General features: G+C 49.6%; 16 protein-coding genes and 1 riboswitch. Of the genes, 3 read left to right on the forward strand and 13 right to left on the reverse strand.

Features of this window, described 5'->3' with window-relative positions:
• Positions 1 to 5: 5 nt before the first annotated feature.
• The 5 genes from AC1DF0_RS03030 to AC1DF0_RS03050 form a co-directional block, all read right to left on the reverse strand.
• Positions 6 to 923 (reverse strand): ABC transporter permease, encoded by a 918-nt coding sequence (locus AC1DF0_RS03030; RefSeq protein ID WP_442049604.1) that lies wholly within the window; start codon positions 921 to 923, stop codon positions 6 to 8.
• A 218-nt stretch (positions 924 to 1,141) separates the two neighbouring features.
• Positions 1,142 to 2,413, reverse strand: a complete 1,272-nt coding sequence (locus AC1DF0_RS03035) for a glycoside hydrolase family 1 protein (RefSeq protein WP_442049605.1) — start codon at positions 2,411 to 2,413, stop codon at positions 1,142 to 1,144.
• A 183-nt stretch (positions 2,414 to 2,596) separates the two neighbouring features.
• Complete coding sequence (locus AC1DF0_RS03040) at positions 2,597 to 4,171, reverse strand: glycoside hydrolase family 43 protein (protein ID WP_477573022.1); 1,575 nt, start codon at positions 4,169 to 4,171, stop codon at positions 2,597 to 2,599.
• 107 nt (positions 4,172 to 4,278) lie between these two features.
• On the reverse strand, positions 4,279 to 5,823 hold the full coding sequence (locus AC1DF0_RS03045) for an ABC transporter substrate-binding protein (RefSeq protein WP_477573023.1): 1,545 nt from the start codon (positions 5,821 to 5,823) through the stop codon (positions 4,279 to 4,281).
• A 128-nt stretch (positions 5,824 to 5,951) separates the two neighbouring features.
• Entirely contained in the window at positions 5,952 to 8,753 is a 2,802-nt protein-coding gene (locus AC1DF0_RS03050; protein ID WP_477573024.1) for a family 78 glycoside hydrolase catalytic domain, read from the reverse strand.
• Between the two features lie 235 nt (positions 8,754 to 8,988).
• Here AC1DF0_RS03050 and AC1DF0_RS03055 point away from each other — a divergent pair, with 235 nt between their 5' ends.
• The gene (locus tag AC1DF0_RS03055) at positions 8,989 to 9,798 is read left to right on the forward strand and encodes an SDR family NAD(P)-dependent oxidoreductase (protein WP_477573025.1); all 810 of its coding nucleotides are present in this window, start codon (positions 8,989 to 8,991) and stop codon (positions 9,796 to 9,798) included.
• A 63-nt stretch (positions 9,799 to 9,861) separates the two neighbouring features.
• Here AC1DF0_RS03055 and AC1DF0_RS03060 read toward each other — a convergent pair whose 3' ends face one another.
• From AC1DF0_RS03060 to AC1DF0_RS03095, 8 genes are all read right to left on the reverse strand, one after another.
• A complete protein-coding gene (locus tag AC1DF0_RS03060; protein ID WP_477573026.1) occupies positions 9,862 to 12,102 on the reverse strand; it encodes a glycoside hydrolase family 2 protein in 2,241 nt (746 codons plus the stop codon).
• Positions 12,102 to 13,898, reverse strand: coding sequence for a family 43 glycosylhydrolase (locus AC1DF0_RS03065; protein WP_477573027.1), 1,797 nt, complete (start codon positions 13,896 to 13,898; stop codon positions 12,102 to 12,104). Before AC1DF0_RS03065 ends, AC1DF0_RS03060 begins: the two co-directional genes overlap by 1 nt.
• A gap of 16 nt (positions 13,899 to 13,914) precedes the next feature.
• Positions 13,915 to 14,364: a MarR family winged helix-turn-helix transcriptional regulator gene (locus AC1DF0_RS03070; protein WP_477573028.1), complete on the reverse strand. Its 450-nt coding sequence runs from the start codon at positions 14,362 to 14,364 to the stop codon at positions 13,915 to 13,917.
• 220 nt (positions 14,365 to 14,584) lie between these two features.
• Complete coding sequence (locus AC1DF0_RS03075; RefSeq protein ID WP_475823989.1) at positions 14,585 to 14,899, reverse strand: SMR family transporter; 315 nt, start codon at positions 14,897 to 14,899, stop codon at positions 14,585 to 14,587.
• Positions 14,896 to 15,237: a DMT family transporter gene (locus AC1DF0_RS03080; protein WP_442052710.1), complete on the reverse strand. Its 342-nt coding sequence runs from the start codon at positions 15,235 to 15,237 to the stop codon at positions 14,896 to 14,898. The genes AC1DF0_RS03075 and AC1DF0_RS03080 overlap by 4 nt, the downstream gene beginning before the upstream one ends.
• Before the next feature lie 89 nt (positions 15,238 to 15,326).
• A riboswitch (guanidine-I (ykkC/yxkD leader) is annotated at positions 15,327 to 15,433 on the reverse strand.
• A 61-nt stretch (positions 15,434 to 15,494) separates the two neighbouring features.
• Positions 15,495 to 17,231, reverse strand: coding sequence for an ABC transporter ATP-binding protein (locus AC1DF0_RS03085; protein ID WP_442052709.1), 1,737 nt, complete (start codon positions 17,229 to 17,231; stop codon positions 15,495 to 15,497).
• A 46-nt stretch (positions 17,232 to 17,277) separates the two neighbouring features.
• Positions 17,278 to 19,041, reverse strand: a complete 1,764-nt coding sequence (locus AC1DF0_RS03090) for an ABC transporter ATP-binding protein (protein ID WP_442052701.1) — start codon at positions 19,039 to 19,041, stop codon at positions 17,278 to 17,280.
• 203 nt (positions 19,042 to 19,244) lie between these two features.
• Positions 19,245 to 19,679, reverse strand: coding sequence for a MarR family winged helix-turn-helix transcriptional regulator (locus AC1DF0_RS03095; protein WP_442052700.1), 435 nt, complete (start codon positions 19,677 to 19,679; stop codon positions 19,245 to 19,247).
• Between the two features lie 199 nt (positions 19,680 to 19,878).
• Here AC1DF0_RS03095 and AC1DF0_RS03100 point away from each other — a divergent pair, with 199 nt between their 5' ends.
• Together AC1DF0_RS03100 and AC1DF0_RS03105 are read left to right on the forward strand one after the other, a co-directional pair.
• Positions 19,879 to 20,496, forward strand: coding sequence for a TetR/AcrR family transcriptional regulator (locus tag AC1DF0_RS03100; RefSeq protein ID WP_442052699.1), 618 nt, complete (start codon positions 19,879 to 19,881; stop codon positions 20,494 to 20,496).
• A 46-nt stretch (positions 20,497 to 20,542) separates the two neighbouring features.
• Entirely contained in the window at positions 20,543 to 22,900 is a 2,358-nt protein-coding gene (locus tag AC1DF0_RS03105) for an MMPL family transporter (RefSeq protein WP_477573029.1), read from the forward strand.
• Positions 22,901 to 23,103: the final 203 nt, after the last annotated feature.

Genomic DNA, 23,103 nt, shown 5'->3' on the forward strand with positions numbered 1-23,103 from the left:
CCTCCTTAGAACAAAGCATTATCTTTATTTGAACGCCTTACGACAAGATTCGCCACGATGACGAGGATAAAGCCGACGATCGATTGATAGACGCCCGCCGCCGTGGACATTCCGATGTCGCCTGAGCCCATCAGTCCTCTGAAGACGTAAGTGTCGATCGTGGAAGTCGTTTCGAACAATGCCCCGGAGTTCATCGGCACCTGATAGAACAATCCGAAGTCGGAGTAGAAAATCCGTCCGATGTTTAGCAGCGTCAGCATGGTGATGACCGGTACAATAATCGGCAGCGTAATGTGACGAATTTGCTGCCAACGGGTAGCGCCATCAAGTCTGGCCGCCTCGTAATATTCTTCGTCAATGCCAAGAAGCGCTGCGAAGTATACGATACTGGAATACCCAATGGCCTTCCAGAAATGGACCAAGGTCAGAATCCAAGGCCAATACTTATTTTCCGTATACCACGAAATCCCTTCCTCGATGCCGAGCCATGGCAGTACCGTTCGGTTAAGGAACCCCGTATCCGGGCTTAAGAAAGCGAATCCGAGATAACCGACGATAACCATGGATATCAGATGCGGCAGCGTGATGATGCTCTGGTACGTCTTTACCAGCACCTTGCTCTTGATTTCGTTCAGCAGAATCGCAGTGGCCAGCGAAAGCACCGTTCCTAGAATAATGAACACAAGGTTATAGAGAATCGTATTGCGCGTGATGATGTACGCATCAGTAGTCTTGAACAGGTACTCGAAGTTGGCGAGTCCAACCCAATCGCTCTGCAAAATGCCTTTGGCAAAGTTCACGTCCTTAAATGCGATGACGATCCCGAGCATTGGGAGATAGTTGTTGATCAGAATGTAAAGAAGACCTGGAATCATCATAATCAGAAGCGGCGCATATTTCCGATATTGGGTTTTCCTTTTCATTGGTTTCTTTACGGCTTTTTGGGCATTTACCGCGGAGGCTTGTGCCATTGTCGTTCCCCTTCCTGTTCATGTGTTTTCTATTTCTGACTATCCTTATCATACGGGATGACCGCACGGCCAACTAACGGAATGACGACTTTTTCGATAACGGTTTGACGACTTTTCCCCCCGCTTAATTTTGAAGCCGGATCCTCTCCAGGATCCGGCTTCTAATGCTCTTATATTGAATTATTCCTAGCGATGCTTCCTAGATGATACGCACTCGGTTTGGGCTTTCGTTCTTGCGTTGACCGGTCCACTTCGATCAATCCGAACGTCTTCGAGAAGCCGAGCTGCCATTCGAAATTATCGAGCAGAGACCAATGCATATAACCAATGACCGGGATTCCTTCCGAAATACAAGCTTGTACGCCTTTCAATGCGTAATCGATAAATGCAATACGGCGCTCGTCGTTGTCCGTCGCGATTCCGTTTTCCGTAATCATAATCGGCTGCTTCAAATGCTTGGAGACGAAACGAACGGCTCCCCCAAGCGCTTCCGGATAATACTCGTTCCCCATCTGGGTCTTTTCAACGTCCTCGGGAACCGGCAGAAGACCATCCGGCCCGTATACCATACGGGTATAATTTTGCAAACCAAAGAAATCGTCATCTGCCAGATACGGAAGAAACTGCAGGAATTCTTCGTGATAGGCTTCAGCCGCCTGCTCTTCCCCGCCCGGGACCGATTGAATGTCGTACAGCGACAAAGACAATCCGATCCGGGTATTCGGGCTCACCTGACGAATCGCGCTTCTCGCCTCCGTGTGCGACTTGAAGATGATCTCCAGTCCTTTCTCCGTACGAGGACCGAGGAAAGAGTGCACCTCTTGCGGATGTACGCCGAATGCTTGCCCTAAAGCCATGAAATATTTTTGCATCTGGCTCATATTGTCCGTATTGATGCCAACCTGGGCTTGGCCTCCCCCGGATTGATGCCGCTTTATGATTTTCGCAATTCCGATAGAAATGTTCGCTTCATTGATCGTGCAAACGTATGGAATCCATTCGCCTAATTCTTTCATGACATGGGCACAATAACGAGCAAAACGGGCAGGCGTCTCAGACGACTCCCAACCGCCAGCGCGAATGAGCCATTGCGGCGTCGTGAAATGATGCAGCGTGACTATCGGCGTTACATTCGAGCTTTTGCATGCCAACAATACGTCCCGATAATGTTCAATGGCTGCCGGATCGAAACGCCCCTCTTGCGGTTCAATCCTCGCCCATTCGATGGAGAACCTGTACGAATTCAATCCGAACGAGGAGAGCAGCGCAATGTCCTCCTTGAACAGCCGATAGTGGTCTACGGCGCTGCCTGAACGCTCCTTAAAAATCGATCCCTCCAAATTTTCCATAAGCCAAAAATCGGAGTGGGTATTGTTTCCTTCTACCTGATGAGCGGCCGTCGAGGCCCCCCAATAGAAACCATCGGGAAAACGACTTGTCATATTGAATTTCTCCTCTCAAGTGTTGTCTATACTCTCTCATTCATCATATTCAATTCCCGTAGGGCCAACTAACGTTATTGCGACTAATCCGCTAACGGTTTCACGACTTCCCAAGCCGAAGTCGTCAATCCGGCAAACCAAAAAAATTCCCGTTCATGAAAGAACGGGAATCAATGTTATTCGCTAAGCTAATGACATGATCGTGAAAAAATCCATCGGTTTATCTTCCAAAGGGGCATAGTTGAAATAGTCGAAATGAGCCGGTTCATGCGAGTTTCTCCCATTCCCGGTCGCATACATCGCAAAGAACACGCCGGTAAAGCCGCCCGCGACTTCCTTGGAGAGGAAAGCTGTCTCTCCCTTGCCAATCATGACGGGTTCCTTGCCGGGAGCAGCATACGTGAACGTGTATATTACTTCGTTCGCTTGTACACCGAGAATAACCGTCGGTTCGTCGTAATCCACTTCCGCTTCGAGAAGCGACATGCTTCCGACACGGCGCCTAAGGACAAGCTTAGGCTTGCCGTCCTTCATCGTCTTGGCAACCTCGTAATGGAATTTCTCGTTCATGAATACGGTAAGTCCGGCCTCTTCGCCTTCTTCCGCCGGCCCAAATTCGATCAGCGTCTTGACCTCGCAATTGAGATGCTGCTGTCTGCGGCCGACGAACGCCGGTGATTCTTTGTCGTTCAAGGTGCAAGGCTGCCCCCTGAGCGTCAACCATCCCGGCCGGTCTATCAGAGACCACGATTCCGGGACGGGGTTCCGGTAGAAATTCCAAGTCGGCCGCAGCTTGTCCGAATCAAAATCATCCCGGTCTACCCACTCGGCAGAATCTCCTAGCGGCAAGCTTCCGGCATCGTGCTCAAGCTCAGCTCTGCCATCATTGCCGACAACCGGCCAACCTTCTTCGCACCAAGTGACGGGCGCCAAATTCGTCTCTCGTCCCAGGATATGACGTTTCGCGTTAGCGACCGGCCGGATGCCCAGAAACACGCACCACCAGCTGCCGTCTGCTGCTTGAACGAGATCGGCATGCCCCGTCCCCTGAATCGGCTTCGGCGTGCTTCGATTGGAGAGGATCGGATTCGCCGGATTGCTCTCGAACGGACCATACGGGCTGCGGCTCCGCGCGATCGTTTCCATATGTCCGTATTCCGTTCCGCCCTCGGCCACCATGAGATAATACCACCCGTTAATCCGATACAAATGTGGACCTTCGGGGTGGCTTCCGCCCGTACCTTCCCATATCAGCCGCCGCTCGCTTAATAATGTCCCGCTTGCGATATCGATCTCCGCTTGGTAAATACCTGCGCTTTCCCCATAAAAGTTGGCCGTACCCGTCAAATACACGTTGCCATCTTCATCGAATAACAAGGACGGATCTACGCCGCCCCATCCTTCAAGATAGATCGGCTCGGACCAAGGCCCTTCCGGACTTTCCGCCCACACATAGAAGCTTTTATGGATGGAAATGTTCGTTGTAATGACGTAGAAGCGCCCGTCGTGATAACGAATCGTTGGCGCATAAATCCCTTGGGAATATCCCTGCGGGAGCATACCCTTGAGCGGAAGTTGACTCTCTCTTGACAACACATGCCCCAACTGACGCCAGTTTACCAAGTCCTTGCTATGAAAGATCGGAATGCCCGGAAAATAATCGAAGGAGCTCGTGACCAGATAGTAATCTTCTCCGACCCTGCAAACGCTGGGATCGGGATGAAAGCCCGGGATAACCGGATTTTTAAATGATGCCATAGCTTATTCCCCTTTTTATTTAAAATATAGAGGGCCTAATGAATGACGCTTGGAGCGTCCCCATTAAGCCCTGCGGTGACTTAGAGGTAGAACTTTTCTAACTTACATTATTTATTGGTTGCCGCCCATTCGTCCAACTGCTTTTGCTTTTCCGCGATGACTTTGTCAATCCCTGCCGACTTAAGCTTCTCTTTGTACTCTTGAAGTTTGTCTGCCGGATCGAACGTTCCCGACTCCAGGGCCTTTCTATATTGTTCAACGACATTTTGGAGTGCTGTAATTTCGTTCTTTACTGGCTCCGAATTAAATGCGAAGCCAAGCGCTTTCGATTTGATAGCGTTTTTATTCGCTTCTGCTGTTAATTCCCATACATTCGGCAAATCAGTCGTCCGAATATAGCCGATGGATTGGTTAGGAACCATCCAGGTTTGAAGGGAATATCCTACCGTCGTCGCTTCTACGCCTTCCGGATAATCAATCGTGGATTCGTTTACCTTCACATAGTGTTTGCCTTCAATGCCCCATAAGAACAAATTGGTAAGATCCTTATCCGTATACATGAGGTCCAAGAACATCATCGTTCTTTCAGGATTTTTGGAATTGTTGGAGATTGACCACAATCCCGCCGTTGCATCGGTTGTTGTCGCATAGGTGTTCGACGAAATCGGTACAGCGATGAGTTCTTTGCCTGCTGCCGCGCTTTGTACTTCCGCTCCGCCGACCTTAAGCCCATCGAAGTAAGAAAAGGCTTTGCCCGCCTTAACCATTTCCGTACCGTTGATTTGGCTTGTAGCCGCGTCTTTGTTGATATAGCCCGCTTTAAACCAGCTATGCATCTTGTTCAAATAGTCTTCGTACTCTTTGGACTCAAATATGTTTTCAATCTTAAGCCCGTTGTCGAATCCAGGCAGAACTCCAAATCGATTACCCAGTCTGTCATATTCGCCATACTTATCCGAAGGAACGGATAACCCTACCGCAAACGGTACAATGCCGGGCTCGTTTTCCTTAATCGTCTTAAATACCTGATCCAGATCATCGAGTCCTTTGATGGAGGTTACATCGATCTTATGTTTTTCCACCAGCGCTTTGTCCATGAGGATCGAATTTGTTCCGGTTGTATAGTCCTTGTATACAGGTACGCCGTACGTTTCTCCTTTAAGCTTAGCGCTTGCCAAATATTCGGGCCCAATCGCTTGTTTGATGCCCGCGCCGTATTGATCCAAGAGACTGTCCAGCGAAATAATTTTCCCTGCTGCCATAGCGGCGCTGTAGCCTTGGCCAAATTCGAACAACAAGTCCAGCTTCTCGCCGCTGGATGACATCAAATTCATTTGCTGTGTCCATGTGCCAATGCTGATCGGCAAAATCTTTACGGTTGCGTTAATTTTCTCTTTCGTGATCTTGCTCATTTCTTCTTGAACCAACCCAATATCAGCCGGAGTTGCTCCAATGATTGGCAACGCAAGCGTGATTTCGAAAGGATCTTTTATTGCTTCGTTCGAACTGCCGCCGGACTCCTGGCCCGTATTCGACGGATTGTTTGTTGCAGCGTTTTTTTCGTTGTTGTTAGACGACGAGCATGCGCTGAACAACCCCATCAACATGACCGCTGCAAGTGTCAAAACAATAAATCTCAAATTCTTTCTCATTGCAATCCCCCTCATTTATCGTTAGCTTACACCTACATCGTATCGCTATGCCCCTATTGCCGACTAACACTTTGACGACTTTTCTGATAACGCTTTCGCGACTTGTTCAGGTCACAAGATGTGTTCATTCATGAATTTTGCGCAGAAATGGTAAAGCGATACTCGCCGCTTCCCGCCGTAAAGAGGATTCGTCCATCTTCAAAACGCGCATCCTGGAAATTCTCGAATCCATTCTTCAGGTCGTCTTCATTGCCCGGAAGCATAATCGTCGCTGTCGTATTGGCCGGCACTTCGAATCGATAGGCGATCTCTTGTCCCGTCTTTTCCCAGCTCGACCCAATAGTCCCGTAGAGAGATTCGAACGTAGCGGAAGCTTGCGTAAGCGTTCCCCCATGCAATGGTTTCAAAATAAAGTGCTTATAGCCCGGCACGTCCCAAACCGGACGGATTCCGGCTATGCCCGCGAAGAGGAAATCGCATACGGCTCCGTACGAATAATGGTTAAGCGATCCCGAGAACTCGCCGTCCTCTTTCATTCCTCTCCAGCTTTCCCAGATCGTCGTCGCTCCCTTGCTGACGGCATACAGCCATGACGGGCACGCTTGTTGCTCCAGCAACTTGAAAGCAATATCCGCATATCCGTAATCCGCCAGCACTTGAAGAATGAACGGCGTCGACAGGAAACCCGTATTCAGATGAAAGTCTTGCTGCCTGACCAATTGCGCCAAGCTGTCTGCAACGGCTTGCTTTTTATTATCATCCGCTAAATCAAATGCAAGCGTTCGGACATTCGGCGCTTGCCTACCTTCAAGAATTTGACCGTCTTCTTTAATAAAATACTGATTGTACACACGCTTGATTTTTCCATAGAGCTCCCGATACTTCCTTTCCTTCTCGGCTTTTCCAAGCACCTGCGCCATTTCGGCGAGCAGCCTGGTGGAATAGGCAAAATAAGCCGTCGAAACGTCAGGGAAACAGCCGCCGGTTTTCGTCAAAACTGCAGCCAGATCCGTAAATTCCGTATCGGTTTCCAGCCACTCTCCCCAATGGAACTTCGTATCCCACACATAATTCGCGTCAAGCTCCCCGTTGGTATAATTTTGATAAACGGGGGTATCTTTAAATCGTTGATTCGATTCTTTCGCGCTTGCGGCCATATAATCCACCCACGCCTTCGCGGATTCGAACTGTTTCTCCAAAATCGACTTGTCGCCATAGCATAGGTACATGGTCCACGGGATAATAACGGCCGCATCTCCCCAGCCCGAGGAACCGTCGAGCATGCTGGCCACTCCTGGCTTGCGAAACGCCATCATCGGATTGGAGCTCGTCTTGGAAAGCCGCTCATACTCAGCTAAGTTGTGGTATCCGATTACAGTGGGTACCGTGCTTGGCACCGATCCGCCTTGGAACTGCTCGACGGCCAGATCGGCCATCCACTTCTCGAAGAAAGGATACACATTCATGAAATCGGACGACGTTCTGGCATAGACCTGCGCATCCCCTGTCCAACCCGCCCTCTCCCGTGTCGGGCAATCGGTTGGAACCTCCATGAAATTGCCCTTCTGGCTCCATATCGAGTTGGATACGAGTTGATTGATCGACGGATTCGAGCAGGTAAACCCGCCCGTCTCTTCCATATCGGAATAGACCGCTACCGCCGTAAAGTTATGCGGATCAATTGTACCCGGGTAATTTTTCAGCAGAACATAACGGAAGCCGAAGATGGCAAACCGCGGGTGGTAGCTTTCCACACCGTTGCCCGCTAGAATGTAACGAACTTCTTGGAAATCGTCCAATTCTCCATGTCCCGCAAGATTTTGCAACGTGAAGTTTCCGTTCTTATCCAACGCTTCACCATGAATGAGGACGACCTCCGTCCCCGCGTCTCCCTGAACCTTCATATCGACCCAGCCGGCGATATTTTGCCCGAAGTCCAATACCGTTTCTCCGTTCGGCGTATGCAGCACTTTAGGCGTGAAACGTTCTTTCGTTCTTACGGGTACGCTGTTCGTTCCGATTAAGTTGTCGTATCCGTCCTCCGTAGCGACGACTTGCTCCCATGCGGAATCGTCATACCCGCTATTACTCCATCCTTCGATATTCATCGTAGCGTCGTAGACCTCTCCCGCCTTCATGTCCGTCTTACGCAAAGGTCCGCGGGACGTCGTCTTGAAGGAATCGTCGCTGGCGATGATGTCGCGACTGCCGTCCTCGTAGGTCAACACCAGTTGTCCCAAAAAGGCTACTTTATAGCCGAAGTTGTTTTTCAAGCTTGCCCCGCCGGTGGTGCCTCTCCACCAGCCGTCCCCGAGAATAACCCCGAGCGCATTCGCACCTTCGCTCAGAAGGCTAGTCACATCATAGGTTTGGACCTGGTGCCTCTTGTGGTAGGAGGTGAATCCCGGCGTGAACAAGTGGTCCGTACCTTCGATCCCGTTCAAAAAGAAGCTGTACAATCCCCTCGCCGTCAAATAGGCTCTTGCCGAGACGAGGCCCTTCTTCACGTCGAATTCTTTCCGAATATACGGAGCCGGCTTATAGGCGTCGACATCTACCTCTTTCTCCGGTTCGATCCAACGTCCCTTCCAATCCGAAGAGTGTAACAATCCGGTTTCGAAATAAGCAGGCTCGCTGAACGGCGATTCCTCTCCATGATTGTTCCATACTTTGACCCGCCAATAGATGCGCTGCATCGATTTCAATTCGGTACCGGAGTACAAGACATGCTGCGATTGGCTCGTCTCCATCCTCCCGCTGTCCCATGTTAAGTTAACGAAACCCAAGGTTTCGGATGCCTGCAATTGATATGCGCATTGTAGCACATTTTCCCCGTCGCTTCGAAGCTTCCAACCCAGACGAGGCTTGTCCGAATCCAGCCCCAATGGATTTTCCAGATATTCCGTTCGCAAAGACACTGCTTCCAGCATAATTGTAACCTCCTGTACTATTTCCGTTGTAGTTCTTTCCCTCTTCACGATACCATTCCGGATTATATGCGGACTAACACTTAGCCGACTTTTTGGATGTCGTTATGACGACCATATAGGTTTAATAAAAAGTCGTAAAAATTCCATCCGTAAAGTCGTAAAAGCGTTAGAGAAACAAGCCGGATTGTTTTAAGGTGTAGGTGACAGGTAAACGTTCAACATAGGAGGAGAATAGATGACGGATTTTTCCAGTGTAAAAGGGAAGGTTGCTATTGTCACAGGCGCTGCGGACGGTCTTGGCAAGGCGATTGCGCAATGTTATGCCGAGAACGGCATGAAGGCCGTCGTATCCGATATCAATGCCGACAAGGGATCGAAGGTCGCCGAGGAGATTCGTGCAGCGGGCGGAGAGGCAGCCTTCTTCAAATCGGATGTAAGCAAAGAGGATGAAGTACAAGGACTCGTCGATTTCGCTGTCGCGACGTACGGCCGATTAGACGGTCTCGTGAATAATGCCGGAATAGCAGCCGAGAGCAGGCCCACGCATGAATTCTCGGTGGCTGAGTTCGATCGATTAATGGCCATCGACTTGCGCGGCGTCTTCCTTGGCATGAAGTTCGCCGTCGAAGCGATTCTGAAGTCCAAGTCGACCGGAGGATTCATTATTAACGTTGCTTCCCAAGCAGGGATATTGGGCAACAGCTCCATGGCTACTTATGCTTCGGCGAAGCATGGCGTAGTCGGTCTGACGAAGAGCGCCGCCCTCGATTACGCGCCTTACAACATCTCCATCAATGCGATTTGTCCGGGAACGTTCCGAACCTCCATCTGGGGACAAGCACCCGAGGAAGTCGTTTCCCAATACGCGAAAATCCTGTCGCCAAGCGGCAAGCTTGGCGACCCGAAAGAAATCGGTCATTTGGCTTTGTTCTTAGCCTCTGATTTGGCGCGTTACATCAGCGGCTCGGCTATTGTGATCGATGCCGGCTCGCATGCGGGCAAGGTGACTCCCGTTCAATGGGCGCATCCGGAAATTTTGGAATAACCGGAATGAACACAGCGAAGGGGTTCTCGGCTATTTCCGGGAACCCCTTCTCATTGTTATTATCTATTTCTTTATTCGGTTTAAAGCCGTATTAAGCTCGAGCATCTTCTCTTTGGGAATCCTGCCTGCAAAAACCCTTCTAACCGTTAATCGGTTGACCATCTCTTGCATTTTGGCATCCATCTGAGGCGCCGAAGAAGGCTGGCTATTGTCAGAGCTGTTACCCGCTTGAGCTCCTGCCATTAGGTTACGTATTTCCTGTAAGATTAACGCTGCCTCAGGATGACTCGCGACATCTCCTACCTTATCATGGATGGAGAAATATCCATCCGGTGCAGTAAGCTCAAACCAGTTGATGATATCTCCATCTTCCTTCAGCTGCTTCATGCGGTAATCTTCATTAAATACATCAACTTTACGGATCAGGCTTTCATCCTCGCATTGTCCTGCCTTTGCAATCAGCCTTGTTTCTCCAGAGATCGGTACGTCGAAATAGAAGAAATGCACATCGCTGATTTGTTTTCCAACACTTTTCCCATCGGCGAACAATTCAACTTCCGGCTGGTTGGAATATACCGTAACCTTGGTAACCTCCTCGACCCTGTCCACATATCTCTTTCCGCAGATATGAACAAACGGTTCATCGGTCAGCCAAGCTTTGTAGGCATAGAAAGCATCTTTTTTATACTTTCTGTCAAAGGAAACGAGTCCTTTATGGTTGATTCCGTCCTTGCCGCCTTCCGCTCTTGCATCCGAGCCAAAATCAAACATATTCCAAACATGGGTTGCCCATATATAAGGCCGTACAAATAATTGCTTGATTAACTCCTCATGATAATAAGCCTGGTAATCTTCTGTATAATCTCCCTTTCCAGGTGTTGAAGTATGCCAGTTGCACGCCGCCTCGCAACCGTATTCACTTAATCCGATTGGTTTATTAGGAAACTTCTCATGGAACTCATCCATAAAAAGACCATTCTCGTGCGTTTCCCCAACATACCAGCCTAAATATAAATTATAGGAAACAACATCCGTTATATGCACGTACTCTTTATCCATTGGACAGTCTTTGATAACCGCTAAGGTCGTAAGTCTTGTTGGATCCATTTCATGAACCATATCGTTTAAGATGCGGTGGTTCTCCACCATATCCTCATCGTCCGCTCCAAGAATGGTAATTTCATTCGACAACCCCCAAACCGCAATCGAAGGATGGTTGTAATTCTGAATGACCAGTTCCTTCATCTGCGAAATGGTATTTTCTTTTCCTCCCACCATGTGGCATGCAATATAAGGTATTTCCGCCCATACGATCATTCCCCGTTCATCGCACAGGTCCAAGAAATACTGGTCATGCTGATAATGGGCTAGCCTTATCGTTGTAGCACCCATTTCGCAAATGAAGTCCATGTCTTCGTTATGGTGTTCCGGCAATAATGCATTTCCTATTTCCGGACGGTCTTGGTGACGATTTACACCGCGCAACGGGTAGCTTTCTCCATTCAGGAAAAATCCTTTTTCCGGGTCTACCTTGAAGGAACGGCATCCGAATCTGACATTTCGTCTGTCCAATTCCTCTCCATTTTCAACTAATCTAACTTCCAATGAATAGAGGAAAGGGTCCTTCCGTCCATTCCAAAGACGCGCCTGACTTATCGTAAATGTTACTCTTGTCGTATGCGCATCCGTTATTTGTTCGGCAACTACCTGATCTGCTGCTTTTACGGTATAAATGATCTGCTGCGAAGGCAATGCGCCCGTAACATATACTTGTACATCAACTTCAGCATCGCTGCCATTTACGACGGGAGTAACATCCACACCGGGACCGCCATAATAATCCAGGTCAAAATGAGATTCCGGAACCGTTATAACTGACACGTTTCTGTAGAGGCCGCCATAAAAAGTGAAATCCGCTTCTTGTGGATAAACGCTTGCATTAGAGGCATTATTAACGGCAACCACAATAAGGTTTTCGTCTGCCAGCAAGCCTGTAATATTCACTCTCCATGTTGAATATCCGCCATCATGGCGCCCTGCATGGCGCCCATTCACATAAACATCCGCAGACGAATTAGCAGCTTGAAATTCAAGGTATACAAGCTGGCCGGCAGACAGATCGTCCTTGCTAAGCTTTTTGGCATAATAACAAGTTCCCCGGTAATAATCGTTTCCGCCGTCCTGCCCGTCTTTTCCATTCCACGTATGGGGAAGGTTCACCGCTTCCCAGTCAACCGGAAGGTCCTGAGGAATATCCAAAGCCGTTTTTGAAAAATGCCATGCTTCATTCCATAGTTTAATCATTATACGATCTCAACTCCCTCGCATACTTCGCCCTCTGTGATCCCAACTTCATTGAAGCTATCCACTCTTACATAAACCGGTTCGCCTTTGATTAACGCCTTAATAGTAAGCTGATTGACGCCGAAAACCATATGGCTGTGATACAGCTTATCCGGCGAATATCCCCAGAGCACGTTGTAACCGACGGCATCGGCAAGCTCGTTCCACGTTACGGAAAGGTCCAACTCGCCTAACCGTACTGTTTGGACGGCAATTGCTTGTTTCGGCTGCTCCCCATGTCCGATCCCGAACACTCGAAGACCGGAAATGCATGCGGCCTGGTTAAAAGGGAGCTCCTTGACGGTACATCTGATATACCGAACCTTTGCTCCGCCTTCTATTACAACAAGATCATGCGGTAAATCGGAGTCCGCTTCCGATTTGTCTTCCAATACGAAATAGTCGGTTCCGTCAACCGAGCCCTCCAGGAGCCATCTGGTGACATGCTTCCGCACGTCGAGGTATCTTCTTATTTCTCCGACTTGCTGTAAAGCTGCTCCCTCGGGAAGCGGAAGGTTCAACTGATCGTCCGCGAAATTAATTTGTACAGCATGCACGTCGCAAGCCTGCTTCAGATCAACCTCAAGCCATTCTCCAGGCTCATTGGTTGCTGCTTTCCACCAGCTTTGAACATTCTCATCTGTAGCCTTCGAAGCCTCTTTTCCATCTTTGCAGGAAGATGCTTTGGCCGGCTTGCCGTAGGAGAGAAGCAGCCACTCCGGATTGCTCCATGGGTCTAAGGCAGCTTGGTCGATCCGTATCGGCCAATCGCCATAGCGTTGATTGCAGAATAATTCCCCGTCTTGATCGAAACCCGCCGGCCATAGCCCAATCCGTCTTTCAAAAATATGGTTGACGCTCACTCTCATCGTCGAGGCATGCCACCAATTTCCGTGCTGATCTTCCATGGTCGATCCATGTCCCGCTCCTGGCAGAAACCCTCCTGGCTTATACGAGTACGGATTATTTTTCGCTAGCGTAAATGGTCCGAGCGGGCTGTCCGAAATGTAGACCCCGTCCGCATACACGTTGTATTGCGTCCCGGGCGCGGAATACTGGAGATAGTATTTGCCGTTATGCTTGTCCATCCACGCTCCCTCGATATACGGATCTTCATTCCCGAGGGACTTTCGGATGATTTGCAAAAACTCCTCTGTAGCGTCGGGATTCCTTTTCACGTAGTTTTTAACCATCCCCTCGACCTCTTCTGCCGGTCTAGGCAAGTGATTTTCGCCATTTCTTTCATAGCCGATAACCGCGATATTGCTGTGCACAAGGGCGATCGGTTCCCCGATAGGCTTCATATTGTCCGGATTTAGTTCAACGCCGTAAAGCGGTGTAACACTTGAGCATCCCCAGTAGAAATATATCCTGCCGTCGTCATCCAAGAACAGATTCGGGTCCCAGAAGGGAAACGTCCCTTCGACTTCTTCAAACGCGCCGTTAATCAGATCTTTCGTTCTGTAGAAGGAACAGTTTTTGGCTTTGCTCGATGCGGAGAAATAAACATATTCTCCGATGACCCGAACATCCGGGGCATAATCGTAAACCGGCACATCCTTCAGCTGGTGGAAGGTCCAATCGGTCAAATTGTCGCTGACAAGAAACCCCGCCGTCATCGAAGGAAACAAATAATATTGGCCCTTGAACAAAATCATGGAAGGATCGGCCGCTTCCCTATAAGTGACGTTAAGTCCTCTTGAATCGGTGAATTGATATTTGTATTCCATATTGATCGGGTTGCACATATACGTCATTGTTATTCGCTCCTCTTCATTTCACTTTTTTTGAACTGAATATTCTGTCATCGAAATAATCGATCGATTTCTGTAGCAGATTGGACAACATGCGGCTTTCTTCGGCACCCAGATGCTCCGCCAAACCTTCGTAAAGCTCGCGGGAATATCGGAGAACATAGGCGGCTTTCTGTTTTCCCTTCTCGGTTAACGAAACTCTAACAACCCTACGATCTGCCGAATCTTTAACGCGCACAATGAGATCCCTTTCGACCATATCGTTCAAGAGCTGGGATACGAATGGAGAAGTTACTCCCAAATACTCGCTGAGCTCCATTACGCTCATAGGGTCATGTTCTCTTTCCATGAGGATGGACATCATACGGGCTTCATTTACTTTTTGGTTAGCAGCGTCTATGCGGGCTTCGATATTTTTGCGGTACAGATGCCCGAATACCTTCATGAGCTCCAACGATTCGTGATCCATTCGACTCTCCTTTCGCGTGTATATCTGAATAGATAAGTTACTTATTTATTTGATCTGATTTGATTGTAAAAGTTAACGCATTCCCTCACTAACACTTTTAAGACTTATTGGCTATCGCTATCACGACTTTCTGGACCGTAAGGACAAGCATAAACGTGAATCCAATAAAAAAAGACACCGCTCGGGTGTCTTATAAAACAACTCTTTGAAACGATCCTATTTACGCCACCAGCTTCAAGCCGATCGCCGAGCCCAACACCACGCCTATGCATAGTAACCTCAAGAAACTGCGAGGCTCTTTGTAGATAAGCATACCGAGTATCGCACCGCCAGAAGCGCCGATCCCGGTCCATACCGCGTAAGCCGTACCCATCGGCAACGTCTTCATCGCTAGCGACAGCAATAGGAAGCTAAGGCCAAAGCTTACTATCAGCAAAAGCAATGGTTTCCAGTTACGGGCTTGATTGAACGTATTAATAAGGACGACGCCAAACATTTCGAATATGCCTGCCATAATCAAAAACAGCCAATTCATACGCCCTTCGCCTCCTTCTTCTTGTCTTTACTAAGGAGCTTCAAGCCTATCACGCCTAGAAGCAGCAGAGCGATCAATACCATTTTCATCGCTTGGACCTCAGCATCGAACAATAGAATCTCGGCTATGACCGTCCCGGCAGTCCCCAAACCAACGAATACGGCATATACGGTGCCTACCGGCAACGTACGAGTAGCCTTGATCATCAAATAAAAACTAACAAAAATAGCGATTGCCGTTCCTACCCATTCCAGCCCGCTGTCCGCATGCTTTAAACCAATAACCCAACCTACCTCGAATACCGCTGCAATTACGACCGATAACCACGTTTTGTTCATCATTCATTCCTCCTTGATATTGCCGTTAGTATGGCGTATTAAATGAAAAAAAAATAAAAGCCCGAGAAATAAACCGCATAACGCGGTTTATCTCCCAGGCTTTTATCCTTCCGTGTCGCAGCCGATCGGCTGCGGGCTCTCTCTCGGACCGGACCGGCATTGCATCGCATGCCGCGGAACCCTAGAGAACCTCACTATATTCATTTCATCAAAATATACGTTGTATGCGAGCGGTTGTCAAGCCGATACGTCGCTTATTACACTGCTGCTTCATCATGCTCGAACTGGCTGTTGTACAAATCGGCATAGAAGCCGTTCGCCGCTAGCAGTTCCAGATGGTTGCCGCTCTCGATAATATCGCCGTCCTTCATGACGAGAATGATGTCGGCGTTCTTGATCGTAGACAGTCGGTGCGCGATAACGAACGACGTGCGTCCCGCCATCAGCCGGTCCATCGCCTCCTGAATGAGCAACTCCGTTCTCGTATCGACGGAGCTCGTCGCCTCGTCGAGGATGAGCAGCGGCGCATTCGCGATCAAAGCTCTTGCGATAGTAATGAGCTGCTTCTGTCCTGCGGAAAGGTTCACTTGCTCGTTCAATACGGTGTCGTAGCCGTGCGTCAATGTTCGGATGAAATGGTCAATGCCAACCGCTTTGCACACGTCCTTCACCATGGCATCGGTAACGCCTTGCTTATTGAAGACGATATTTTCTTTGATCGTTCCTTCGAATAGCCACGTATCCTGCAGCACCATACAGAACTGCTCATGCACGTTTTCCCGAGGAATCTCGTGGATCGGAACGCCGTCGATTGCAATTTCCCCGCCGTTCAACTCGTAGAATCGCATCAGCAGATTGACGATCGTCGTCTTGCCCGCACCCGTCGGGCCTACGATGGCGATCTTCTGGCCAGGCAAAGCGCGTGCCGAGAAATCATGGATAATCAGCTTATCGGGATTATAACCGAACGTAACATGACGGAACTCGACTTGGCCCTTAACGTCCTTAAGCACCTTCGATTTACCGCTCTCGTCCTCGAGCTCTTTCTCCTCCAGGAATTCGAATACGCGCGCGGATGCGGCAGCCGTCGATTGCAGCGTAGTTGCGGCCTGCGCGATTTGCCCGAGGGGCTGCGAGAACAACCTTACATAGAGCATGAAAGCGACGATGACACCAAACGAAATGTGATTGTTCATCGCTAATGCGCCGCCAACAATACAGACCGCTACATAACTGAAGTTGCCGACGAACATCATAAGCGGCATCGTCAAGCCGGATAGGAATTGCGACTTCCATGAGCTTTCATATAGTTTATCGTTAATTTCGTTAAACGTTTCCTTCGCTTTCCGCTCGCCATTATAGACCTTAACGACATCATAGCCCGAGAAGATTTCCTCGACGTGGCCGTTCATCGCGCCCAAGTTCGCTTGTTGGTGGACGAAATGTGTTTGCGATTTTTTGATCATCACAGTCATGAAAGCAAATCCTAGGAAGGTCGACACGATCGCCGTGAGCGCCATCCATACATTCGTAACGAACATCATAATCAAGGAGCCGACCAGCATCGTAACGGATGTTACGAGCATCCCGATACTCTGATTCATCGTTTGACCAATCGTATCGATGTCATTCGTCACGCGGCTCAGCACGTCGCCGTTGCTGTTGGAGTCGAAATATTTCAGCGGCAGCTTGTTGATCTTCTGCGAGATGCGCGTTCGCAACCCTCGCGATACCTTCTGCGTGACTGTAGCCATGATAAAGCCTTGGAAGTACGAGAAGACGACGCTTAATCCGTACAGGACGGAGAGCAGAATGCCGATCCTGGCGATCGCGTCCATATCAAGCTCACCCATTAAGCCCGCGGTGATGTGATCAGTCATCGCTTCCAGCTGACTTGGTCCGATAATCGTAAATATCGTGCCCACGACGGATAACAGTAAGGCAGCGATAATAAGAGGAAGATACGGCCGGCAATAAGCAACCAGCTTGCCCATTGTGCCTTTGAAATCGATATTTGGTTTTGTTGCAGGTTGTTGTGGTTTAGCCAATTTCGAGCTCCTCCTTCGACAACTGAGAGTTAGCGATCTGACGATAGACCTCGCAGGTCTGCAGCAGTTCTTGATGCGTGCCTCTTCCTACGATTCTGCCTTCGTCGAGAACGAGGATCAGATCGGCATCCTTGATCGTTCCGATTCGCTGTCCCACAATCAGGTTGGTAGCTTCTGCTGTTTCTTGCATCAGCATGGAGCGCAGCTGGCGGTCTGTCTTGTAATCAAGCGCGGAGAAGGAATCGTCGAAAATATAAATGTCCGGCCTGCGGAAAACCGCTCTAGCAATAGATAGCCGCTGCTTCTGGCCGCCCGACAAGTTCGTTCCGCCTTGCGAGACGCTGCCCTCGTAGCCGCCTTCAAGCTTCTCGACGAACTCTGTGCCCTTAGCGATCGCTACCGCTTTTTTCACATCGTCCGCTGAACCTGCCGCTTTCCCGTTATCGCCATATGCGACGTTGGATGTCACGGTTCCGGTGAACAATACTGCTTTCTGAGGGACATAACCCAGCTTGTTGTGCAAATCACGAAGCGAGTAATCCTTGACGTTCACGCCCCCTACGAGCACCTCTCCGTCCGTCACGTCATAAAATCTCGGGATCAGGTTCATGAGCGTACTCTTTCCGCTGCCCGTCGAGCCGATGAACGCAACCGTCTCGCCTTTTCGCGCAACGAAGCTGATGTCTTGAAGCACGTATTCATCCGAATCGGCATACTTGAAGCTGACATTTCGGAATTCAATCTCACCGGTCTTAGTTTGGTTAGATGATTTCGAGCTGCCGTCCTTGATGCTTGGTTCCGTATTCAACACTTCCATTACACGCTTGGCCGATACCGATGCCCGCGGCAGCATGAAGAATACCATCGACAGCATCATGAAGGCCATAACGATCTGCATGGCATAGGAAGAGAAGATGACCATGTCGCTGAACAAGCCGAGCCTATGCGCCGCATCCGCCCCATCGATCAGATAAGCGCCGATCCAGTAGATCGCGAGGCTTAATCCGCTCATGATCAGACTCATGACCGGCATCATTAACGCCATTAATCGGCTTGTGTACAGATTGGCGTCGGTCAAATCCTTGTTCGCGTGTTCGAACTTTACTTCTTGGCTCGGAGCCGCATTATAGGCGCGTATCACTCGCAGACCGGTCAAGCTTTCTCTCGTTACCCGGTTCAATTGATCGGTTAATCCTTGAATCGCTCTGAACTTCGGCATGGCGAACAAGATGACGATCGCGATCATGAGCAGAAGCAGCGCAACCGAAACGCCCGAAGAGAGCGTCCATTGCCAGCTCTTGTGGGAAATCTTCACAACCGCCCAGACGGCTAGAATTGGCGCTTTGATCATAACCTGCAGACCCATCGCCACGATCGTCTGCACTTGCGTAATATCGTTCGTCGATCTAGTAATAAGGCTCGCAGTCGAGAATTTATTCATCTCGGCCATCGAGAACGATTCGACCTTATCGAAGAGCAGGCCTCTTAGTCGCTTAGCAAGCGATGCGGCGCTCTGCGCCACGAGATAGACGACGATGAAAGAAGCGATTAAGCTTCCGATCGCGCACATCATCATATAGGCGCCCGGCTCCCAGACCTGACTCAAGGAGTTGCCTTCGGTCTGCACCAGCTTCGTAATTTCGGCCAAATAATCGGGAAGCTTCAGGTCGAGCCATACCTGGAGCACAATAAAAGCGGTACTGATGATAATAAACCACACATTTTTCGGATTAAAATACTTTAAGATCTTAAGCATCTACCGAACGCGCCCTCTCTCTACTGTAATTGTTAGCTATGCAAGCGTAAACGGCTGACGCCATCCTTTGGCGGCAACAGCAAACGTTTCGCGGTGAAATATAAGCACAGTATAAATAGTAATTTATACTTTCTTATATTTGAACAATAAGCTTTATTACTATATTACTTTAATTTAAGCCTTTCCAACAACTAGGGCGGTTGCTACTCTAGATTGCTTTTGATTTTATCAATCACATTAAAGAACGTATCCAGCTCATCCCGCGACAAACCCTTCTTTAACTCACGCTCTAATTCGACGTACTTGCCAAAAATGGCTTCGCAGTACTCAATAGCCATCGGCGTAAGAATGATTTGCTTTAACCTGCCGTCGTAGGCAACGGATTGTCTGACGATAAGATTATTCTTCTCCATTAGCTGTAAAATCTTGCTCGCGGTCGAGCGTCTAACTTGGAAGTGGTTCTCGAAGTCGCGCTGGAAAATCTCCTTGTGCCGGTTATCGACGAAAAACTTCAGCGCCCATCCGTGCATGCCGGTCAATTGATCGCCGTACTTATAGTGAATGAACCCGTCAACCTGCCGTTTCAACAAATTCCTCACCGTTCTAAGCTCAAGCGCAACCGATCTGTCATTATCCATTCTGCACCCCCTTATCCTTTCATTCTTTCCTAGATTATACCTCAAAACTTGTTAGCCGACTAACATAATTACGACTTTTTGATTAGCATTTTGACGACTTTGGCTATCGCCACAAAATCGTAACACTTTGCACATTGTGCATGTTTGCCCATTGGGCAATAATATAGATATGAAATGAGGTGAGCGCTTAGGCGAATGTATGATGAACAAACAAAGCTTGCGCGATATGAAAAGAGAAGCTACCGCCAATTCGCTAGCCGATGCTGCGTTCGCACTTGCGCTTGAGAAAGGGTTGGACGGATTCGTCGTCGAGGATATTGTGCAGCGGGCCGGATACTCTAGAAGAACGTTCGCGAATTATTATTCCTGCAAAGAAGAAGCCGTTGCTTCCGCGGCAGTCATCTTCCATGGCGCCGATGAGGTCGAAGATTGGATCGGACGCTTAGACGAGGCCATGACGCCGCTGGATATCCTGTACAATTTGATGAAGCTGCAGCTTACAACCGAGCATCTATCGAAATTGCAACAGCTTATTTCGCTTTCTAAGCATAACCCGACACTTGAGCCGTACATTCTCAGCGCGCTTCGCAGTCTGCAAGCAACGGCACAGGAAACGATAAGCGAGTTGTCTCGCGGACGTTATCCCGAAGGGTACACGCATCTTCTCGTCGGCGCCGTATACGGAGCCGTGTTGCCGCTGCTTGATGGGAGCATGAGCGTGCTGCTTCCTGGTGAATCAGCAGAGGAAACCCCTCATGCGGTAACTTTCGATCACTATCTGGATACGATGTTCGATTACTTACGCAAAGGATTTTAATTCATTACATCCTATATTTCCGCAAACAAAGGAGAAAAGCTAACGCATGTCAACTTTCCTGTACCGGATGGGCAAAGCTGCCTATTCCAAACCATGGTATTTCATTGTCAGCTGGATTGCGATCCTCGGAATTGTGCTCGCTATACTTGGAGTGAACGGTATTCATGTCACTTCCGATATGAAAATCGAGGGCACGGAATCACAGAAGGTGTTAGACCAGCTGTCGGCTGAGCTACCGGAAGCTTCTGGCGGTCAAGCCAGCATCGTATTTACGGCGCCTAATGGCGAACGTCTGGACACGGCTGAGCGTTTGAGTTCAATAAGCGAAGCCGTTAATAAAGTGTACACTCTTGAATATGTCATTAATCCGATTGAACTGGCCGCTCAAGCTGGAGCATCGATGACCGATGCCGCTGCTCAAGGCGGTCAGGCTGAGCAAGCCGATGCAGCAGCTTCCCAGCAAGCCGCTTCCGGCGAATTGCCGCCATACGGACCTATGATGATAGACGGTGTTCCCGTGCCCGGCGTCATGATCGCATCGGATGGCAGCGTTGCTTTATTCCAATTCCAATTCACCGTCCAACAAATGTCTTTGCCCGAAGAAGTACCTGATTTGGTCATCGATGCCGTATCGCCTGTCGAGCAAGCCGGTGTTACTGTACTCCCGAGTGACTCGCTCTCCACCAAGCCTGCAATCGGCTCGACGGAAGCAATCGGCATCGCCGTCGCGGCTGTCGTCCTCTTCATGACGCTTGGTTCGGTCGTTGCCGCAGGTTTGCCGCTTCTGACCGCTCTTATGGGCGTAGGCATAAGCGTAGGCGGGGCTTTCGCCTTCTCGAACGTGTTCCACATGACCGATCTAACGCCTGTTCTTGCCTTGATGGTTGGACTCGCGGTCGGTATCGACTACTCGCTGTTCATCGTGAACCGTCAGCGCCGCATGATCCTCGAGCAAGGACTTAGCGCCCGGGAAGCCGCGAGCAGAGCGGTCGGCACTGCTGGCAGCGCCGTATTTTTCGCAGGCTTGACCGTTATTATCGCCTTGTGCGGCATGCTTGTGATCGGTATTGGTTTCTTATCCGCAATGGCGCTTGTTGCCGCTGTAGCCGTTCTTGCCAATGTATTGGTTGCGCTGACCCTGCTGCCGGCATTGCTCGGTCTAGTCGGTGAACGCATTTGCTCGGCCAAAGCACGCGCGAAAGTCAGCACTCAAGCAAATACGAATCCAAATGGATTTGCGCACCGCTGGGTAACGGCAGTCGTAAAAGGTCGCTGGGCTATCGTCGTTGCCGTTATCGTCATTCTCGGCGCTGCTGCGATTCCGGTCGCGAAGATGGAGATGGGTATTCCTTCCGGCGCTACGGCGAACCTAGACACGACGGCAAGACAAAGCTACGACGCGATTTCGAACGGTTTCGGCGAGGGCTTCAACGGTCCGCTGCTCCTGGTCGCCGAGCCGCAAGGATCATCAACTGCGATAACGATGGAAACGCTGGGCGGACTCGTTCAAGAGCTTCAGCAGCATGACAACGTTTCGGTCGTAACGCCTATGGGCGTCAACAAGAACGGCGACATGGCTATCATTAGCCTCATTCCGAAGACTGGGCCAACGGACAAAGAGACGAAAGATTTGGTCCAAGAGCTTCGCGACATCGATTCCAGCATGGCTCAGTCGCATGACGTTAAGATTGGCGTTACCGGCTTCACCGCAATCAACATCGATATGTCGTCAAAGCTGGCTGAGGTATTCCCGCTTTACGTCGGCATTATCGTCATTCTTTCGATTATTATTTTGCTGCTCGTCTTCCGTTCGATCATCGTGCCGGTCAAAGCTACTGTTGGCTTCCTGCTCAGCGTACTCGCCACTTTCGGGATTACGACTGCCGTGTTCCAATGGGGCTGGGTGCATGACCTGTTCGGCTTCGATACGGGCGGACCGCTGCTCAGCTTTATGCCGATTATGGTTACCGGCATTCTGTACGGACTTGCGATGGATTATCAAGTGTTCCTCGTCAGCTCCATGCGCGAATCTTACGTTCATGGGCATCATGGCAAGGAGAGCGTCATTCACGGCTATGACCAAGCAGCCCGCGTCGTCGTAGCTGCAGCCGTCATCATGGTTTCCGTCTTCGCCGGTTTTATCTTCGCTCATGATATTATGATCAAGCAGATCGGCTTCGCGCTCGCGATCGGCATCCTGATCGACGCTTTCTTCGTCCGTATGGCGCTTGTTCCGGCCGTCATGGCGATCTTCGGCGATAAAGCCTGGTGGCTGCCGAAGTGGCTCGACAAGTCGCTTCCGAACCTCGATGTGGAAGGCGATAAGCTGCTTGCTCAACTGAAGGAGCAGGAAAGCCCCGCTGGCAAAAAGAAAACGAAGGCAATCCCTCGTCAGGCTCACTAAACAACTACTAAACAATAAACGCCGGAGAATTCCCTGCTCAGCAGAGGATTCTCCGGCGTCCTTTCGTTTCATCCGACTTCGTAAAAATAACAGGATTTCCTCCCGTTGATTATGAACTCAATGCTTCAATTTTGAGCAATAGATGGAATTTCTCCCGTAAATTTCAGCCTATTCTTTGAGCATGAGGACGGGAAGCGATATTA

The sequence above is a fragment of the Paenibacillus sp. 05T425 genome (assembly GCF_056396205.1).

Coding starts and splice junctions, on each gene's coding strand:
- AC1DF0_RS03080 (WP_442052710.1), bottom strand. CDS start 15,237: ATGAACAAAACGTGGTTATCGGTCGTAATTGCAGCGGTATTCGAGGTA.
- AC1DF0_RS03045 (WP_477573023.1), bottom strand. CDS start 5,823: ATGAGAAAGAATTTGAGATTTATTGTTTTGACACTTGCAGCGGTCATG.
- AC1DF0_RS03040 (WP_477573022.1), bottom strand. CDS start 4,171: ATGGCATCATTTAAAAATCCGGTTATCCCGGGCTTTCATCCCGATCCC.
- AC1DF0_RS03030 (WP_442049604.1), bottom strand. CDS start 923: ATGAAAAGGAAAACCCAATATCGGAAATATGCGCCGCTTCTGATTATG.
- AC1DF0_RS03055 (WP_477573025.1), top strand. CDS start 8,989: ATGACGGATTTTTCCAGTGTAAAAGGGAAGGTTGCTATTGTCACAGGC.
- AC1DF0_RS03050 (WP_477573024.1), bottom strand. CDS start 8,753: ATGCTGGAAGCAGTGTCTTTGCGAACGGAATATCTGGAAAATCCATTG.
- AC1DF0_RS03075 (WP_475823989.1), bottom strand. CDS start 14,899: ATGAATTGGCTGTTTTTGATTATGGCAGGCATATTCGAAATGTTTGGC.
- AC1DF0_RS03095 (WP_442052700.1), bottom strand. CDS start 19,679: ATGGATAATGACAGATCGGTTGCGCTTGAGCTTAGAACGGTGAGGAAT.
- AC1DF0_RS03090 (WP_442052701.1), bottom strand. CDS start 19,041: ATGCTTAAGATCTTAAAGTATTTTAATCCGAAAAATGTGTGGTTTATT.
- AC1DF0_RS03085 (WP_442052709.1), bottom strand. CDS start 17,231: ATGGGCAAGCTGGTTGCTTATTGCCGGCCGTATCTTCCTCTTATTATC.
- AC1DF0_RS03100 (WP_442052699.1), top strand. CDS start 19,879: ATGATGAACAAACAAAGCTTGCGCGATATGAAAAGAGAAGCTACCGCC.
- AC1DF0_RS03035 (WP_442049605.1), bottom strand. CDS start 2,413: ATGACAAGTCGTTTTCCCGATGGTTTCTATTGGGGGGCCTCGACGGCC.
- AC1DF0_RS03070 (WP_477573028.1), bottom strand. CDS start 14,364: ATGGATCACGAATCGTTGGAGCTCATGAAGGTATTCGGGCATCTGTAC.
- AC1DF0_RS03065 (WP_477573027.1), bottom strand. CDS start 13,898: ATGACGTATATGTGCAACCCGATCAATATGGAATACAAATATCAATTC.
- AC1DF0_RS03105 (WP_477573029.1), top strand. CDS start 20,543: ATGTCAACTTTCCTGTACCGGATGGGCAAAGCTGCCTATTCCAAACCA.
- AC1DF0_RS03060 (WP_477573026.1), bottom strand. CDS start 12,102: ATGATTAAACTATGGAATGAAGCATGGCATTTTTCAAAAACGGCTTTG.